This window comes from Campylobacter concisus (assembly GCF_003048905.1).
Classification (GTDB): Bacteria; Campylobacterota; Campylobacteria; order Campylobacterales; family Campylobacteraceae; genus Campylobacter_A; species Campylobacter_A concisus_V.
This window is the reverse complement of the sequence record NZ_PIRO01000001.1, coordinates 650,574-668,739: the sequence shown is the minus strand read 5'-3', so window position 1 is coordinate 668,739 and position 18,166 is coordinate 650,574. Positions and strand designations below refer to the sequence as shown.

Genomic DNA, 18,166 nt, shown 5'->3' with positions numbered 1-18,166 from the left:
CTAATTTTGCGTTTAGCATCTATCTCGCGGATACCGATTTCATCGATATCTTTAAAATAAAATTTCGCATTCTTACCGCCTTTTTGTATGAAAAATCCGTCATCTTCGATTTTTCGGTATCACAGAATAAGAAACTAGGATAAAGAGGTAACTTCGGCGCAAGCTAACTTACTGGCGCCGAATTTGAAAGTTATTTTATCGCTGCTTCAAAGCTAACATCTACATCTGGATAGCTCTTTCCACCGTGAAATGGTTTGGCGGCAGCGGCAAATTTATCAAAGCTCTCATTTAGCTTCAAATCATTTACAAGATCAACCGAAAATTTTGCTACTAGCTTGCCATTTTGCACTTCATATTTTGTTTTAAAAATTTTTGAGTTGCCATTTATGCTAAGCTCAACATCCATTTCTCCGGCTTTATTATCGCCATTTACCGCTACGATCTTGCCATCTACGGACTTGCCATCGAAAATAATGCCAATCCTTTTATCGCGGTCAGGCAGCTTTGTATCGATATCTTTTGGCTCAAGCTTAAATTCAAAGCTCTTTAAAAAATCAGCAAAATTTGCGTTTTCTTGACTTTTAAAATTTATCGTTTTAAAAGTACCTGGTACGGCTGTTTTATTTGCTAGCTTGTAACCAGTAAATGTTACCTTTGGTTCACCTTCTACGCTAAATGCAAGAGCTGAAACTGCAAAAAATGAAGCTGCTAAAGCAACAGAAGTAAGTTTGTTCATAAAGAATCCTTTTTATAATATTGATAATAAATATCGCAAATTATATACCCACTTACTTCAAAAAAGACTTAAAAACTCTTTTTAATTAATGAATAAATTTTTAATATCTTTTTACTCTGGATCATCGCTAAAATCGTTATCCCTAAAGATCACATAAAAATTTATGAGCCAAAAAACAAAAGCGATTGCTATGAGCATTGCGGGCAAATGAATGTAAAAGCCACTCCAAAAATAAGCCAAAATTCCTCTACTAATGCCAGCTAAAAGAACTAAAATAAAAGCAACCTTACTAAGGCGTAAAAACTCAAGCTCTTGTCCGCTGTGACGAAGTCCTGCGACATTAAATATAAGCATCACGCTAAAAATTACTGCATTTATCGCTATTAGATGCATAAAATTTGTTTCAAGATGGAGTCCAAAAATACCGCTAAAGCCGATTCCCAAAAATCCAACCGCTAAAAATAGTTGCATAAAATAGTATAAAAGCACAAAACTATGCCTAAAAAGCTCTTTATAATGCCACTCTTTAAGCTTTGTAAGTACTGCACTTCCACAAGCTATCGCAGCATAATAGACACCTAAGCTTGCTTCAAAAAATATATTTAAAAGTAAAAAGGCACAAACGCAGCAAATAGCGATATTTTTATAGATAAAATTTGGCACAAAAACAGCTTCATCCATGCCTTTTTCTCTTTTTAACGCTTCTTTTCCAAGCACGACACTAACGCGGTAAGAGATGAGTAAGATAGCGATTATGTGAATAAAAACTTGTAAATTTAGAAATTTTTCGTTGCCGCTTATTAGATAATAAATTTCAAAGCCTAAAATGCCAAGCAAAAAGCCAAGCACGCCAAATTGATCATCGTTTTTATCCTGCCAGATCATATAAAGACAAAGCAAAACCAAATAAAGCCAAAAAAGAGCGATAAAGCAGTGTGCTAAAAATAGGCTAAAAAATGCCAAAATAAAGCTTATAAAAAAGAGTGAAAATAATATATAGGCGTGTATTTTTAAAGATGCTTGAAAATTTGTCCAATCAGTTAATCCAGTTAGCAAAAATCCAGCATAAGCAAGGGCTAAAAAAAGTTGCAAAAATATAAATTTATGCAAACTCACAAAATCAGTTGGAGTAAAAAACACACTAGCACCAAGCACCGCACAGGCGGCACTCATTAAGAAAAATATTCTCATAGGATGAGTAAAAAAATTATTAATCATAATAAATTTGCCCTTTAAAATTTTCATCTATTGTTTTGCTAATAAATGCAAAATCACGGTTTTTAAAAGCCTCATCTAAAATAAGCTCTTTTTGTATGACCGTACCTTTATTTGCGAGAAAATAAATTCTATTTGACATCTTTACGGCCTCCATCCTGTCGTGTGTGACGAGTATTATGCTCATGCCCTCACTCACTCTTTGGCTAACGATATCGATCAAAATTTCTTTCATATCATAATCAAGCCCCGAAAATGGCTCATCCATTAAAAGCAGATCAGGTTTTGTCACAACTGCTCTTACAAAAGCGACCCTTTGCCTCATACCGCCACTTAGTTCACTTGGATATTTTAGTGCGTCCTTCTGACTAAGACCAACCTTAGCAAAGAGCTTCAAAACGCTATTTTGATCAGGTTTATCCATAACCAAAAGCACATTTTCAAGAGCATTTTTCCATGTAAGCAGACGATTTTCCTGAAAAAAATATGTCATCTTTTTAAATTTATTAAAAATTTCCCCTTTTCTGGGCTCATTTAGTCCGCTAATAAGCCGCAAAATGGTAGTTTTTCCACATCCTGATGGTCCAAAAAGTGTCACTACTTCACCTTTTTCTACCTTTAGGCTAAAATTCCTTACGACCTTATCTCTTAAAATTTCATACTCTACATTTGTAAGTTCAAGCATCATCTTCTCCAAGGCATCAGAGCTATTTTTAAAGGCTCAATGATGAGGTACTCAAAAAGCATGATAAGAGTGATGCTTAAAAGAACATAGGCCATTACCTCGGTTGTTTCAAGCATCGCCCTTGCATTTGCTATCTTTGCTCCCATGCCGTTATTTGCACCCAAGAGTTCAGCCATTATGACTATTTTTACACCCATTGCAACAGCTACACTAACAGAGCTTATGATATAGCTTGTAAGATGTGGGATGTAGAGGTGTCTTATCTTTTTTAAAATTCCTAGATTATAAGCGTCAAACATCTCTTTTAGCTCCTCATCTACGCTACTCATAGCAACTGCAGAGCTTGCAAAAGTAAGCGGTAAAACGGTTATAAAGATAGTAAAAACGGTGCTAAAATTTCCAAATCCAAACCAAAAAATAGCAAGCACTATCCAAATAATCGGCGGCATTGACAAAAGCAAGGTTATAACAGGCTTTAAAAAGGCTGCAAAACTTTTAAAGCTACCAGCTATTAACCCTAGAAATATACCAAAAAATGTTGCCGAGCAAACTCCGATCAGTGATCTGCAAAGCGTTATGTTTATCTCGCTGTTTTTGTAATCTTTTAAAATTTCACAGGCTTTTAAAAATACATCTTTTGGTGGCGGAAGCAAGAGTGGGGAGCTAAACTCGCTTCCCACTTGCCAAATGGCTAAGATCAAAAAAACTACGGCAAATCCGCTAAATCCGCCCCAAAAATAGTCAATTATTTTTAAAAAGCTTGAGCGATCTTTTTTGATGCCATCAATTAGTATCATAAAAATAGACCTTTATCTGGCATCTTGCCGCCTAGAAATTTTGGATTAAACTGATAAATTTCTTCAAAAAATGTCATGATCTCATTTTGTAGTTCATTTGCTTTTGTTACTGTTAAATTTGCCTTATCAAAAGCATTTGCAAGTGCTACTTCTGGAGCTGGCAAGTAGCTTGAGCCTATCTTTGCTGCACTTTGTTTATTCTCAAGTATCCATGAAAGTGCATTTTTAAGGTCATTATGAAGCGTATCAAATAGACTTAAGTTTTTCTCGTAAAAGCCTCTTTCTACGATAATGCCAGCCATTGGGATTATCGGTTTTGTACCAAAACTCTCGCCCCAAATTTTTGGAAAATCAACTGAGTAATGCACGCTAACGCCTGCTTTTTTACCGCGCAAAATAGTCGCTTCACCAAGAGGTTGTGGGACTATTAAAATGTCAAAATCTTTTTGTAAAAATAAAAGCAGAGCCTCAGGCGGCGTTGCTGTGTAGGTGATGTCTATTTTGCTAACGTCTATGCCTTGTTTCTTGCAAAGCGCTCTTAAGACAAGATCAGGCATATCGCCTCGAAATGGCATTACTAGCTTTTTGCCTACAAAATCTTCTAAATTTTTGATCTTTTCATCCTTAACCATAGCATTCATAACGCCAAGTGTCAGTAAATTTAACATCGCAAAATCAAGCCCTTGGTTTCTTAAATTTGCAGCGACATTTGATGGCGACATCGTGACCTTGATATCTCCGCTAGCCACGCCTGCACGAAGCTGATCTGGTGTTTTCCATATATTTAGACTTACATCATAAGTTTTATTTAACTCCCCTTGCAGTGCAGCAACCGCCATTATGACGCTTGGGATCGCTGGTGCGCCCCACATAGTAAAGCTCTCTTTTGCAAATAAATTTGGCGCAAATGCACTAACGCCTAAAGCTGTGCTAAGTCCTAAAAATTTTCTTCTATTTAACATCTTTTTCTCCTTTAAAAACTGCTGTGAAAGCTAATGAAAAATGTCCTGCCAGGGGCATGAACGACTACTGGATCAAGTGCTGCTACGTGATCACCACTGATAAATTCTGCATAATCTTTGTCAAATAAATTTGCTACGCCAAATCTTATGCCAACTTTGTTTTTAAACTCTACGCCACCATAAAGATCAAGCAAGCCAAATCCTTTTGCGGCCTCTTTTTTGTCGATACCTAGACCATTTTGCTTGCTAAAATCGCCTCTAGTTTGCTTTGAAACTAGCCTTAGTGCAGTGCCAAGGTTGTAGCTACCAAAGCTTGCATAGTCTTTGTAGTCAAATGCAAAATTTGCTTCAAAAGGCCTTATTTGGTAAAGTGGCCTGCCATCGGTTTTGTTTTGTCCGTAGTTGTAGTAAAGTGAGCTTTTTAAGCCAAAGTGCCTTGCAAAGCTATATTCCGTATTGAAATTTACACTATAAAGTGTTGCATCAACGTTTCTTGAGATGACAGCATTTTTATTTAGTGGCATCGCAGCTTTTGAGTGGCGTCTATCAAAAATGATCAAATTTTTAACGCTATCAGCGATGAAATGTCCTCCAAAGCTAAAAGCATCTTTGTTTTGAAGCGAGTTTAGGTATTCTTTGTAAAACTCGCTACCAAATTTAAAGCCAAGAACCGCTCTATTGTGTCTTTCTGGCTCTAAATTCGGATTTGCTATCCAGCCATTATCGCCTGCGCCATAAAGTGCGTTAAAACGCTCCATATTACTTGGCAAGCGAGATAAGCTTTCAAGCTTTGCAAAGTAGCTATCCTTGTCATTTGGTGTAAATTTATATTTTAAACTTGCACTAAAGGCGTCTTTTTTGATCCTGTCACTTACGTCCTCACCATAAATTTGGCGAACTAATTTGCGAGTGGTATTAGGTGCGATCGGATTTGGCACAAAAAATTTAGTGTCGATGCCATTTAATTTACTTCTTTGCTCTTCATATTTTAAGGCAAGAGAAGCTTCATTTGCTTCATTAAATTTATAAGCAAGTGTATCAAAGAGCATAAATTTATCATTTCTAACATCAGCAAATCTATATCCGTTAAAGATCCAGTTGTTGCCTTGCTTCATGTATCTTTTACCGTCATGTTTATCTTTTTCAAAGCCAGCGCCTATTTGATTGTGAAAGCTTGCAAAGTCAGCGTCATACTTTAAATTTGCCTCAAATATATTCCTCTTTAAATCCACTTTTACATTTGGAGTAGCATCTCTTAGATGAAAATTATCAGCTTTTCGTTCAATCTTTTTTGCAGCAAGCTCAAGATTTAGTGTGTTTGATAGATCTTCTTCGCCCAAGCGAATATTTAGCTTGCCGACTTTTCTTGTCGTTTTAAAGGCATCCATCACGTGCTCTGGCTGCTTGTCTTTATCGATATTATCCCTTAAAAAAGTAAGCCTAAGCTCGCTAAGATCATTTGGCACGAAGCCTAAGATAGCGCTTTGGCCTTGTCTATTGTAGCCATAGTTCCATTTTTTGCCACTTCCATCTTTATAATTATTTGCTTTGGTGAAATTTGCATTTAAAATGGTATAAAAATTTGCACCGCGATATTTAAAAAGTGATGAATTGTAAAAACTTTTGCCATACATTCCAGCCGAGATATGAAACATATCAGTTGAGTTATCAAGCAAATTTGTAACAAATGGATATTCGCTTCTTTGAGTGCGGTCAAATTGATTTTCCACAAAGGCACTTTGTGCAACGTTTGGCGTAATGACTGGTGGTGGAGCAAATTCTCTAATAGGTTTTATAATGTCCAAATTTGCTTCATTTGCTAGAAGCAGTGATGAAAGAACTGCTAGGCTTAAAATGGGCCTCATGTAAACTCCTTTTAAAGATATAATTATGATTTCTTTTATCAGAATTGTAGTAGCAAAACCCTTTATAAAAGTTGATGTAAGTCATCCTTTAAATTTTTAATCCATAATTACGAGCTTATTGTAGATAAAATGCTTGATTTTATTTTTATAAGAGTAGCTAAATGGTGTAAATTTAATGTGAAAAAATGTATAAAATTTTGATAATTGTTATATAAAAATTTTTAGATCATAGGTTGATTTAATTATGCTCTAAAATTATTAAGCCTATCTCTTAGCTCTTTTGAAATAGTAAATTTTGAAAGTTCGTATTTGTCAAAAATAATGATCATGTCATCACCTAGTGGTTGCACTAATCCAAAGCAAGCATCTCTATCAAGACGGTTTTTTCTAAATTTTACGCTTAAAGTTTCAACTTTTTTCTTATCACCAAAGCTCTTAATGGCGATCTCTTCGATATCCTTAAAGTAAAATTTTATGCTTTTTGAGCCTTTTGTAATGATAAATCCATCATCTTCAATACGTAAAAAGTTGTTTTGAAAAATTTTTCTAACACAAAAGAACGCTGAGAGAGCGCCAATGATGATGCCAAAGAGAGACACTGCACCAAGAGCTAGATAAAAGTAGCCAACGATGCTAAATATAAAAAGTCCAAGCCCAAAGGCTAGTGCCCAAAAAACATCTTTTTTACTCTCTTTTGTTATCATCATTTTTCCTTTTAAGCTAAAATTCCAGCACCATTTATCGCTTGGCTGCGCTCTTTTGCATAAATTCTCTCGCCATTTATCACATCATATTTCCAGATCGGCGCATTTGCCTTAAAGTCCTCGACAAACTCGTTTATAAGCCTTAGCGCGACCTTTCTTTGAGGACTCACAACGCCTGCAACATAAGAGCTCGTATGCACGGCCACATCACCTTTTGAGTGAGCAAAGAGTACGTAGGCATTTTCTTTTTTGGCTCGCTCTTCCCAAGCTTCTAGCCATTTTTTAAGGATCGGCTCATAGATGTCAAAGCTAAGCGCCGAAATGCCGCCTTCCTCTCTTACGATCCCAACAAAAGTGATGAGTGCACCGCAGTTTTTATTCTTAAAGCGTTCATACCACTCGTTTGTGATGCTTTGAACATCCAAGCTTCCATTATAAATTTGCATCTTAGCCCCCACAAACTGGCGGTAATATAGAAATTTTATCTCCTTCTTTTAGAGCAAAATTTATATCGCTTACGATCTCGTCATTTACGGCAACTGCACAGATATTTAGCCATTTTTTAAGCTCTTCTTTATCGCTTAAAGCCTCTTTTACTTCACCTAAATTTTTTGCTTCTACTTTTATATTTTCAAGCCCGATAGGCCCAAGAAATTCGATCTCTATCACGTTTTATCCTTTGAGATTTTTGCTGATTTTACTTAAAAATAAATTTAGATATACTTATTTAAAAATTTAAAAAGTGAGTAAAAATGAACGAAATTTTAAAAAGTATAAAAACCCCAGCCTACGTCTGCGAAGAGGCAAAAGTACGTAAAAATTTAGAGCTTTTAAAATATGTCAAAGAGCAAAGCGGAGCTAAAATTTTAGTAGCACTTAAGGGCTTTGCATTTAGCGGAGTGATGGATATGGTTGGCTCTTATCTTGACGGTGCGACTTGTAGTGGGCTTCATGAGGCAAAATTTGCAAGTGAATACGTAAAAGGCGAGATCCACACGTATAGCCCAGCGTTTAAAGAGGAGGATTTTGATGAAATTTTAAAAATTTCAAAGCACATTACATTTAACTCTTTTGCGCAGTGGAAAAAATTCAAGGGTATTGCCCTGCAAAACGGCATTATCTGCGGTCTGCGCATAAATCCAGAGGTCTCGCTAGCCCCAACTGACAGCTACAATCCATGCGGTAAATTTAGCAGGCTTGGCATTACAAGGGCAAATTTTAAGTCTGAGCTTCTTGATGGTATTAGTGGGCTTCATTTTCATGCACTTTGCGAGGAGAGTGCGAGCAGCTTGCAGGTCGTGCTGGAGGCGCTTGAGGAGAAATTTGGCGAGTTTATACCAAAGATGAAGTGGATAAATATGGGCGGAGGACATCACATCACGAGGGCTGATTACGACGTGGAGCTGCTTATAAATATCATTAGGCGCTTTCGCGAGAAATATGGCGTTGAGGTCTATCTGGAGCCTGGTGAGGCCGTGGGCTGGCAGACTGGCTTTTTGATAAGTAGTGTGCTTGACATCGTGCATAACGAGAAAGATATCGCCATCCTTGATACCTCGGCCGAGGCGCACATGCCAGATACCGTGCTCATGCCGTATCGTCCGGCCGTTAGAGGTGAGAGTGAAAATGGCAAATTTGCTTATAGATTTGGCGGTAATACCTGCCTGGCTGGCGATATAGTGGGGCTTGAAGTGGGCGATGCAGAGTATAAATTTGATAGCGAGCTACAAATCGGCGATCAAGTCATCTTTGAAGATCAAATTCACTACACCATAGTGAAAAACACGACATTTAACGGCATTAAACTGCCTGATTTAGTGCTTTTAAAAGAAAATGGCGAGATTAAAATGATCCGCGAATTCGGATATGAAGAGTATAAACGCAGAAACTAATCACTGGTGTTTTGGCTAGCTTTTGGCTGCTAAATACTGAGAATTTTTCTAAACGGATTAGTATCAATAAATTTTGGCAAATTTATCTATCTTTGCACTCTTTTGCAAGTTGTATTTGGTTTTATTTGCGATACTTTGAGCTAATTCTTTACCGAAATGATCACTGATAAAGCCAAGGGCCATATCCATGCCAGCAGCCACGCCTGAAGCTGTGTAAAATTTATCATCTTTTATCACTTGGCATGCTCTTGTTACTCTACTGCCTCGCCTTATCCTTTCATCGACTCAAGAGATCTTTTATTTGAGGTAGCCTTTAAGCCGTCAAGCACTCCAGTGCGAGCTAGCAAGGCTGAGCCAGTGCAGACACTAAGGCAAAAATTTGAAGCCAGAATATACTTTTTAAGATACGATATAAACTTGTTGCCATTAGATCAAGCGCCTCATAATCATTAAAAAGATAAAAGAGGTTCATTTCTCTGCCTTTTGGATAGAAATTTTTAAAATTATTGGTGTTCTCGTTTAAATTTTAAAAGCAAAATCTGAAATAATTTTTAACTATAAAATAGAATGAATTTAGATTTAATATTCTTATAAAAATTAACAAAGCTTAAATATTCTTTATAAAATTTTTAGTAATCTTTTTTGCTAAGGTTTGCTTGTGATTAGCTCTGATATAATAGCGACTAAAATAGCGTAGCTATGCGATTTAACGTATTTAACCAATACTTAAATTGTTTAAGCTCAAACTCATAAAGGACTACAATGACGAGAATTCTTACTCTGCTTTTTACATTATTTGTAACAGCAATGGCAACTCAAGGACCAACTGGCGTCAATCAATATAATAGTGCTATTTGGGCGGCTGAAAGGATAGAAAATATCAAGCCATACGAACAAGGTTTGGGGCCGATATTTACTTTTATCCAAGGTAATGACTACTTTGCAATAGCAGCACTTTCTATCATTTTGGCTGTTATTGGAGCATTTGCATTACACTTTTTAATCATTGGACCAAAACATTTTAGTCATGATGGTAAAAAGGTGTTTGCTTTTTCATTGATCATACGTATAGCTCATGGTTTGGCAGCGATCTCATGGATCATTTTAGTGCCAACTGGTATCATCATTATGTGGGGTGCAGAGCTTGGCGGTGGAACATTTGTGCGTTTCTGTAGATACTTGCACGATACAGCAACTGTGATCTTTGCTGTTTCTGTGCTTCCTATGTTATTTACCTGGACAAAGAGAATGCTTCCGGCAATTTATGATATCAGATGGATGATGATAGTTGGTGGCTATTTATCAAAGAAAAAGAGACCTGTTCCAGCTGGCAAATTTAATGCTGGTCAAAAGGCATGGTACTGGATCGCTATCCCTGGTGGTATCGTTATGATAATTACTGGCGCGATTATGTATTTTACGGACTTCAAAGAGCCAGCGGTTGCTTCTTGGTTTGGTCTTACACAAATTGATCTTTTAAGATACAGCGTAATTATCCATAACTGTCTTGGCATTGCATGTGCAGTATTTTTCTTAGTTCATATTTATATGGCAGCTATTGCTATTCATGGTGCTATTTGGTCGATGATTACTGGATATAAAGAGGAAGAAGAAGTTTATGTTCTTCATCACTACTGGTACCAAGAGCTCGTTAGAGAGAATAAAATTCCAGTATCTGATTATGAAAAGTCTTATACAAATTTAAAATAATTAACTTTACTTTGATCTTGCTAGTAGGCGAGGTCAAAGCTCTCTTTTTTCTCAAATTTATACATTAAAATTTTTAAAATAATTAATATTTTTTTGGCTATAATCCAAACTAGTTTCAAGGTTTGAAATACTAATTGCAAAAGGAAAAATCATGACAACAATTGATTGTAGAAATTTAGAGTGTCCAAAACCAGTCATAATGACAAAAAATGCACTTGATGGCTTAAGTGAAGGTGAAAGCTTAGAAATTTTGGTAAATGCACTAGCCCCAAAAGAAAATATTTCAAGATTTTTAAAAAATCAAAATATAAACTTTAGCCTCGAAAGCAATGGCAACGAAACTAAAATTTTAGCTACAAAAGGCAAAAATGCGCTTGAGCTTACAAATTTTGATGAGTTTGTCTGCGACATAACACCAAAAAATAATAAAGTACTCTATCTGAATGAAGAGCACGCAGGAAGTGGCGAAGTAGGAATAAATTTACTATCAAAATTCTTAGGAGCATTTCTTCAAGTTGAGAAAAAACCAAAGATAATAATCTGCGTAAATAACGCTGTAAAGATAACTACAAACCGCTCACACCCAAGCTTTAAGCCGCTTAAAGATCTTGAAGCTGCTGGTGTTAAAATTTTAAGCTGCGGAAGCTGCTTGGAGGCTTATAAGCTAGTAAGCGATCTTGCGATTGGCGAAATTTCAAATGCTTATGAGATCATCGACATACTCTCAACTCACGAGCAAATCAAATTATGATCTACCACGACAAAAAGCTTACGCAGTTCGTTAGAGCCGCTGGTTGAGCTGCTAAGCTTGACCCGTCGGGTCTAAACAAAACGATTAGTAGTTTAAATTTATCTCATCCAAATCTGCTCTCAAGCACCAATTCTAATGAGGATGCGAGTGTCTTTAAAATTTCAAGTGATCTTGCACTTGTTCAAACGCTTGATTTTATAACGCCTGTGGTAAACGATCCATTTATTTACGGTCAAATCGCTGCTGCAAATAGCCTAAGCGACGTCTTTGCAATGGGTGGCGAGGTGATAAATGCTCTAAACATCGTGGGCTTTGATAGCTGCAACTTGGCACCTGAAATTTTAGGCGAAATTTTACAAGGTGGGGCCGATAAAGTAAAAGAGTGTGGTGGTATAATCGTTGGCGGGCATACGATCGAGACACAGCAGATGTATTATGGGCTTAGCGTTACTGGAAGGGTACATCCTGATAAATTTTGGGCAAATAATACAGCCATAAATGGCAATGTTTTGATACTTACAAAGCCCCTTGGAAGCGGTATTTTAAGTACAGCAATAAAGGCCGATTTATTAAGCATTGAGCAAATAAAAGAGGCTGCAACTATCATGGCGCAGCTAAATTTTTATGCATTAAAGGCACTTGATGACATCAAAGTTTATGGCGCTACTGATGTGACTGGATTCGGCTTTTTGGGGCATTTAAGCGAAATGCTAAATGAAAAGATCAGTTTTGAAATTTATGAAAAAAACGTGCCAATCATTGCAAGTGCAAAGGAATTTGCCAATATGGGTATCATTCCAGAAGGAAGCTATAAAAACCGCGAATTTGCAAAGCATTTTATAGATAAAGAAGCTGACATTTTACTATTTGACTCACAAACTTCAGGCGGACTTTTGCTTGCAGTTGGTGAAAAGGACGCGATGCTTGCAGTAAAACGCTTAAAAGAAGTAGGTTATGAAAGCTCGGCTATCGTTGGCTCTGCGGTGTCAAAGAGCGAGTTTGGTATATTTTTAAGATAAATTTTAAAATAGCATGCTATCTCATTGCGTTAGTGAAATCTTTTAATTTACTTAACCATTCTATAATTTCAAAAACTACAAAGGAGAGATGATGAACTATCTTGAAATTTTAAAATTTCGTCACGCTTGCAAGGTTTTTGACGAAAGCAAAAAAATCGGTGCTGGAGAGTTTGATTTTATACTAGAAGCTGGCAGGTTAAGCCCTAGCTCAACTGGTCTTGAGCAGTGGGATATCTTAGTCGTTCAAAATAAAGAGCTTAGAGAAAAAATAAAAGCTCTTTCATGGAATCAAGCGCAAATCACATCTTGCTCGCATTTAGTTGTCGTTTTAGCTAAGATCAAAGAGGTGAAATTTGGAAGCACACACGTTAATAAAATGATCGCTAGAAATACCAATAAAGATCCTGAAGCCGTTGCTTCAAGGCAAAAATTTTATCATGACTTTTTGCTTGCAAATTTTAAAAATGATGATGAGCTAACATTTCAGTGGTCACATGAGCAGTGCATGATAATCGCCACGAATATGATGAATGCAGCCGCGAGTTTGGGCATTGATAGTTGTCCGATAGAAGGCTTTGACAGACATGCTTTAAATGAACTTTTGGGGCTTGATGAAAGCTTTCAAAGAGTGGCTATCATGGTGCCATTTGGCTACCGCCTAAATCCACAACCAAAAAAACTTCGTAGAGAAATTTCTGATATCGTTACTTGGATCTATTAAGATATTTGAGCCAAATTTTAAATAAATTTTTGGCTCAATTTCAAATAAATCAATAAATTCTAAATAAATACTTATCTTTATAAACCCAAATCAAGTAAAAATGGGATAAAATCAGAGCCAAAACCTAAACTAACGAGGTGTCTATCGTGCTTGAGAAACAAAAAACCAGCCTTCAAATAGTAAAAATGTTTTATACAAAGGCTATTTTACTTTTACTCTCATTTATATTTTTAGCATTATTTGTAGTTTGTGCCGGCACGAACGATATAAAATATGATCTTAGCTCAACTAATTCAAATATAAAATCATCAATCTCAAATAGCTTTTTTATAATAAAAAACGATCTATTTTTAAAGTCAAAAATGGTTGAAGCAGGTCTTAGTGATATGCTATTTGATAAAAATTCAACAAAAAACGATCTTTATATAGCTTTTTACGTTTTTGATAAAAATAGAAATTTAATCTATTCAAAGAGATTTTTAGGTGCTGATGACATAGCTGAAAAGGATCTATCTTGGCTTAGTTTAAACGAGACAGATGCTGGAAAATTTACAGTATCGGATCGAGTTTATAAAAACAATCGTTTTAGAGACGTTTATGCATCTTATGGACTAAAAAATGGAGGCAGCATTTTAGTTCAAATTGATATAAAATTTTTGCAAAACTACACTAATGTAGATTACGATGAGAAAACCAAAACTTATGCTTATTTGGTAGATAAATATGGAAATTTATCAAGAGATGAGTTTTATAAAAAATTTGATGAATCGATGTTTTTGCCTTATGTGAGTCTTGGCGACGAGTTTAAAGAGGATAAAATAATATTTTCTTTAAGCCATATGGGCTTTTATCTCATAAGCTATATGCCAGAGTATAAAATTTTTGTTATTACTGCTTCAACGAAGCATTTTCATATCTTTATGCAGTTTGTGTTATTTTGGCTATCGATCTTTTGTTTTATATCTTCTTTAATTTTATGGGTTAGAGATGTAAAATTTATAAAAAATAGAATAATGCCAGCTTTAAAAGAGGTAAGAGATACTTTAGATGGCGATGAATACGAGATAAGACGAAGCCTTAATTTAACAGAATTTGAAGATATAAAAAATGGAATAAATAAGCTAAAGATAGAAACTAAAAAAGCAACTGATGGTCTAGAAGAATACAAAAGTAGATTTGGCTATATTTTTGAACAAAGCTTTTTAAAAATAGTAGTTTATGATGCTTATAGCGGCGATATTATTGATGCTAGTAATGCATTTTTATCTTCCGTTGGCTATACAAAAGATGAGATTATAGAGCTAAATTTAAATGATTTAATAGATGGCGATTTTGCATTATTTATGCAAATGAAACAAGACGCTCAAAATAGCGATATGAGCTTTAAAATCAAGCTAAGAACAAAAGATGGCAGCACTAAAGAGGGATTTTTACAAGAGTCGCAGATCGAGCTAAGGGATTCTAGGCTAAATTTTATGCTTATACACGAGCTTGACGATGAAAAATTTACGAAAAAGGATAACGAAGCAATAAATGATTATTCGTTTTTATCGCCAAATGTAATAGCAGAAGCATTAAGCAGCGATCCATTTTCTATCGTAAGAAGTACTCAAAATATCGATAGTGTCTTTAAAGTCCCGCAAGATAAGAAGCTTATAAATTTAAAAAATCTAATAAGTCCTGAAAGTTTAGATGAGTTTGCTGTAAATGTTTCTAATGAATCTAAAAAATTCTTTGAAAAAGGTAGCAAAAATAGCGAGATAAATCTCGTAGCCAATATGCAAACAAATGAAAACAACAAAACGCCATTTAAGATAAAAGTAAAATTTATTGATAATGGTGCTGACAAAGAGCAAAAAATCATCTACTTTTTTAATGACCTAAGCGATATAGCAAAGTTGCAAGAAAAATATGATGCTGAATTAAAATATTTTCAAAGCATACTTTGGGCAAGCCAAGCGCTTGTCTTTTCATGGGATAAAAAAAGCGACACCCTTTATATCCCAAATACTATCGCCAAGTCGCTCGGATATGCATTAAATGGGGATATGAGTATAAATTTTGAACGCGCAAAAACTATATTTGTAGATGAATTTGTAAGCTTTAAGGACTTTTTTGACCTTATAAAAAAAGGTGAAGTATATGATGGCGAAGTGCGTTTTTATAGGGCTGATAAAGAGATTATTTATGTAAGGATTAGAGCAAAAGCAATAGCTTTTTATGATGGTGAAGTAAGCGTCATAAAGGGCACAATGCAAGATCTTAGTGTGCAAAATAGCTTTTTTTCTTATCAAGACCTTTTAGCAAAAATTTTCTCATACGCAAAAGAGCAAATTATTATGCTTGATGATGATTTTAGGATCATAGATGCTAATGACGCTTTTTTCGATACGCTTAACATTTCTAGAGATAAAAATTTTATAGAGAAAATTTACTCAAAAGATATAATAAATTTTAAAAACGGACTAAAAGATATTAAAGATGAAATTTTAAATTCACTTAAAATAACTGGCTTTTGGCAAGGTCTTATTCATGATGTTCGAAGCAAAAATAGACTCGAAGTCATAAGTATAAGCAAGCTTTTAAACGCGTTTGGCGATCAAGAGGGATATATATTGTTAGCTTCAAGCGCAAATGATGATTGCTACAATAAAGAGTATCTCGAATTTATCGCTTATCACGATACGCTGACTGGGCTGCCAAATAGATTTTTACTTTTTAATAAGCTAGATAATCTGCTAAAACAAGCGAAAAAAAGCTTAAAAATAGCAGCATTTTATGTTGATTTTGATAATTTTAAATCGATAAATGACGGATACGGACATCAAGTAGGCGATAAAATCCTAATAGAAATTTCAAAAAAAATAGATGAAATTTTTCCAAAACAAGGAATATTTGCAAGAATAGGCGGGGATGAGTTTATAGGTGCTATGCCTTATGAAAATTTGGGAGAAATTTACGAGACTGCTGAGAACATCTTAAGAGTTGGCCAGAGTAAAATTTCTATTGATGATGATGAGAAAAAACTTAGCGTAAGTATTGGTATTAGTTTAAGTAGCGATGCACTTAGTGTTGATGATCTAATTGAAAGAGCTGATTGGGCTATGTATCAAGCAAAGCTTAATGGAAAAAATAAATATTATGTATTTAATTCGAAAAAAGATACATACTTTAAAAATGAATATAGAGATGACTCAAAGATCATTGAAGCTATCGATGCTGGTGAGATGTTCTTGCTTTATCAGCCTGAGATTGATATAAAAAGCGGGGAAGTTAGTAGCTTTGAGGCATTTATTAGATGGAAAAATGGCGATAAGATATTAAGGCCATCAGACTTCTTGCCACTTGCAAAAGGCTCAAAAGCAGTTGTTGCTATCGCATTATTTACACTAAAAGATGCTTTAAAAGCTAGGGCTGTATGGCTAAAAGAGGGGATAAATGCAAAAGTTAGAGTAAATTTATGCATTAAAAAGCTAATGACATCTGAGTTTTTTGAGAAATTTAAAAAGCTTTTAAAAGATGAGCAACTAGACGCTAATGGGCTAATCATAGATATCGTTGACTCTGCAAGTGGCGTAAATTTAGATGATGTTGTTAGATATATTGATGCTTATAAGGAGCTAGGCGTTAGCTTTTCGCTTGATGATTTTGCATCTTATTCAGGCTCGGTAGAAGCTTTAGGCATGTTAAAAACAAATAGATTTAATATAGATAAAAGATTTTGCAAACAAATTTTTGATTCAGTAGAAGCACTAAAGACCATACGCATGATAAAGTATGTATCAGATACATTTAATTTTGATGTCATGATAAAAAATTTAGAAGATAAAAGCATGCTTGAAATTTTTGTCGGGTTTGGCTTTAGCAGATTTCAAGGACGGCTTTTTGCGCCAGAGCTTAGCCTGGATGATGTACTCAAATTTAAATTCGCTCTATCATCTCCGCTAAATGTAAGAAATTTTCAAGATGATGAGAACTACAATATGCTTTGCAAAATAGTAGGTGCAAAAGAGCTTATGACTCGTTTGATAAATTTGCTTAAATGCGATGAAAAAGTAAGCGAAAAATTAAAAAGTGAAATAGCAAATCAAGTAGATGATATCAGAATAATAAATGAAAAATTAGCTGAAATTTTAGATACGATCCTTGTAAAAATAGACAAAGAGAACGTAATAAATTTAGCTAATGAGGCAATTTTGTTATGCGATAATGATCTAAATTTGAGTGGAGCGAATAAATAATGAATGAAAATGCTTTAAATGTTTATGAGCATGAAATCCCAAATGGAAGCAAGCTATACTTTGCCAGTAGCGCAAAGCTAAAGAGGCAGATCGAGCAAAAAGCTAGTGAAATTTTAGAAAATGAAGGCTTTAGCGAGATCGTAACGCCATTTTTCTCATATCACCAGCATTTAAGTGTAGATGCTACAAATCTTTTACGTTTTAGCGATAGCCTAAATCACGAAATAAGCCTAAGAGCTGATAGCACGGTAGATACTGTAAGGATCGTACTTAGAAGGCTAAAGGCAAATGAATCAAAAAGATGGTTTTATATCCAGCCAGTCTTTCGCTATCCAAGTCAAGAAATTTACCAAATTGGAGCCGAGTTAATCGGTGAAAATGATGTTTTAAAAAGCATAAATATCGTAGCAAAGCTTCTTAATGAGCTAAAAATGGATACATTTTTGCAAGTGAGCAATATACAAATTCCAAGAGTGATTTGTGAAATTTTAAGCGTGCCTATTGAAATTTTTGAAAATGGGCAAATGGAGAAAATTTTATCTCAAAATGTTCCATGGCTAAGCGCTCTTGCTCTTTTAAAGTCAGTTGATGAACTGGATGAAGTGATTAAAATTTCTCCAAGCAAACTAAAAGAACCGCTTGAAAATTTGAGAAATTTAGCCAGTTCTTTAGAATATAAAAATTTAAGAATAGTTCCGCTATATTACTCGAAAATGAGATATTACGATAGTTTATTTTTTAGATTTTTAAGAAATAACAGCATAATAGCAAGCGGCGGTAGCTACGAAATAGACGGAAAAATAAATAGTGGTTTTGCTGTTTATACAGATGCATTGATAGAAGAAAAAATTAATTTAAGGAAGTAAGA

General features: G+C 35.0%; 18 protein-coding genes. 7 read left to right on the top strand and 11 right to left on the bottom strand.

What is annotated here, in order from left to right:
• Positions 1–190: 190 nt before the first annotated feature.
• The 9 genes from CVS95_RS03375 to CVS95_RS03335 form a co-directional block, all read right to left on the bottom strand.
• The gene (locus tag CVS95_RS03375) at positions 191–736 is read right to left on the bottom strand and encodes a hypothetical protein (RefSeq protein ID WP_107695566.1); all 546 of its coding nucleotides are present in this window, start codon (positions 734–736) and stop codon (positions 191–193) included.
• Positions 737–847: 111 nt separating this feature from the next.
• Positions 848–1,954: an NnrS family protein gene (locus CVS95_RS03370; protein WP_107695940.1), complete on the bottom strand. Its 1,107-nt coding sequence runs from the start codon at positions 1,952–1,954 to the stop codon at positions 848–850.
• The gene (locus CVS95_RS03365; RefSeq protein ID WP_107695939.1) at positions 1,947–2,636 is read right to left on the bottom strand and encodes an ABC transporter ATP-binding protein; all 690 of its coding nucleotides are present in this window, start codon (positions 2,634–2,636) and stop codon (positions 1,947–1,949) included. The genes CVS95_RS03370 and CVS95_RS03365 overlap by 8 nt, the downstream gene beginning before the upstream one ends.
• The gene (locus tag CVS95_RS03360) at positions 2,636–3,433 is read right to left on the bottom strand and encodes an ABC transporter permease (protein ID WP_107695565.1); all 798 of its coding nucleotides are present in this window, start codon (positions 3,431–3,433) and stop codon (positions 2,636–2,638) included. Before CVS95_RS03360 ends, CVS95_RS03365 begins: the two co-directional genes overlap by 1 nt.
• Positions 3,430–4,395, bottom strand: a complete 966-nt coding sequence (locus CVS95_RS03355; RefSeq protein WP_107695564.1) for an ABC transporter substrate-binding protein — start codon at positions 4,393–4,395, stop codon at positions 3,430–3,432. The genes CVS95_RS03360 and CVS95_RS03355 overlap by 4 nt, the downstream gene beginning before the upstream one ends.
• 11 nt (positions 4,396–4,406) lie before the next feature.
• Positions 4,407–6,260 carry a TonB-dependent receptor domain-containing protein gene (locus CVS95_RS03350; protein WP_107695563.1) on the bottom strand — a complete coding sequence of 618 codons (1,854 nt, stop codon included), beginning with the start codon at positions 6,258–6,260 and terminating at the stop codon, positions 4,407–4,409.
• A gap of 242 nt (positions 6,261–6,502) precedes the next feature.
• Positions 6,503–6,964: a molybdate transport repressor gene (locus tag CVS95_RS03345; protein ID WP_107695562.1), complete on the bottom strand. Its 462-nt coding sequence runs from the start codon at positions 6,962–6,964 to the stop codon at positions 6,503–6,505.
• 11 nt (positions 6,965–6,975) lie between these two features.
• Positions 6,976–7,410: a molybdopterin synthase catalytic subunit gene (locus CVS95_RS03340; protein ID WP_107695938.1), complete on the bottom strand. Its 435-nt coding sequence runs from the start codon at positions 7,408–7,410 to the stop codon at positions 6,976–6,978.
• A gap of 1 nt (position 7,411) precedes the next feature.
• Entirely contained in the window at positions 7,412–7,633 is a 222-nt protein-coding gene (locus tag CVS95_RS03335; RefSeq protein WP_107695561.1) for a MoaD/ThiS family protein, read from the bottom strand.
• 83 nt (positions 7,634–7,716) lie between these two features.
• Between CVS95_RS03335 and nspC the strand changes: the two genes are divergently transcribed.
• Entirely contained in the window at positions 7,717–8,856 is a 1,140-nt protein-coding gene (gene nspC, locus CVS95_RS03330) for a carboxynorspermidine decarboxylase (protein ID WP_107695560.1), read from the top strand.
• Between the two features lie 63 nt (positions 8,857–8,919).
• Here the strand turns inward: nspC and CVS95_RS09735 are convergent, their stop codons facing one another.
• Both CVS95_RS09735 and CVS95_RS09850 read right to left on the bottom strand, forming a co-directional pair.
• Positions 8,920–9,093, bottom strand: a complete 174-nt coding sequence (locus CVS95_RS09735; protein WP_234400001.1) for a hypothetical protein — start codon at positions 9,091–9,093, stop codon at positions 8,920–8,922.
• Positions 9,094–9,196: 103 nt separating this feature from the next.
• Positions 9,197–9,328 (bottom strand): hypothetical protein, encoded by a 132-nt coding sequence (locus CVS95_RS09850; protein WP_258032198.1) that lies wholly within the window; start codon positions 9,326–9,328, stop codon positions 9,197–9,199.
• Positions 9,329–9,618: 290 nt separating this feature from the next.
• Between CVS95_RS09850 and CVS95_RS03320 the strand changes: the two genes are divergently transcribed.
• The 6 genes from CVS95_RS03320 to CVS95_RS03295 all read left to right on the top strand — a co-directional run bounded on the left by CVS95_RS03320 (position 9,619) and on the right by CVS95_RS03295 (position 18,164).
• Complete coding sequence (locus tag CVS95_RS03320) at positions 9,619–10,566, top strand: formate dehydrogenase subunit gamma (protein WP_021090567.1); 948 nt, start codon at positions 9,619–9,621, stop codon at positions 10,564–10,566.
• A gap of 151 nt (positions 10,567–10,717) precedes the next feature.
• Positions 10,718–11,317, top strand: coding sequence for a sulfurtransferase-like selenium metabolism protein YedF (gene yedF / locus CVS95_RS03315; RefSeq protein WP_107695559.1), 600 nt, complete (start codon positions 10,718–10,720; stop codon positions 11,315–11,317).
• The gene (gene selD, locus CVS95_RS03310) at positions 11,314–12,336 is read left to right on the top strand and encodes a selenide, water dikinase SelD (RefSeq protein WP_413784117.1); all 1,023 of its coding nucleotides are present in this window, start codon (positions 11,314–11,316) and stop codon (positions 12,334–12,336) included. Before yedF ends, selD begins: the two co-directional genes overlap by 4 nt.
• 91 nt (positions 12,337–12,427) lie before the next feature.
• Entirely contained in the window at positions 12,428–13,057 is a 630-nt protein-coding gene (locus CVS95_RS03305) for an NAD(P)H-dependent oxidoreductase (RefSeq protein ID WP_107695558.1), read from the top strand.
• Between the two features lie 146 nt (positions 13,058–13,203).
• Positions 13,204–17,298 carry a diguanylate cyclase domain-containing protein gene (locus CVS95_RS03300; RefSeq protein WP_107695557.1) on the top strand — a complete coding sequence of 1,365 codons (4,095 nt, stop codon included), beginning with the start codon at positions 13,204–13,206 and terminating at the stop codon, positions 17,296–17,298.
• Positions 17,298–18,164: an ATP phosphoribosyltransferase regulatory subunit gene (locus tag CVS95_RS03295; RefSeq protein ID WP_107695556.1), complete on the top strand. Its 867-nt coding sequence runs from the start codon at positions 17,298–17,300 to the stop codon at positions 18,162–18,164. The genes CVS95_RS03300 and CVS95_RS03295 overlap by 1 nt, the downstream gene beginning before the upstream one ends.
• Positions 18,165–18,166 lie beyond the last annotated feature (2 nt).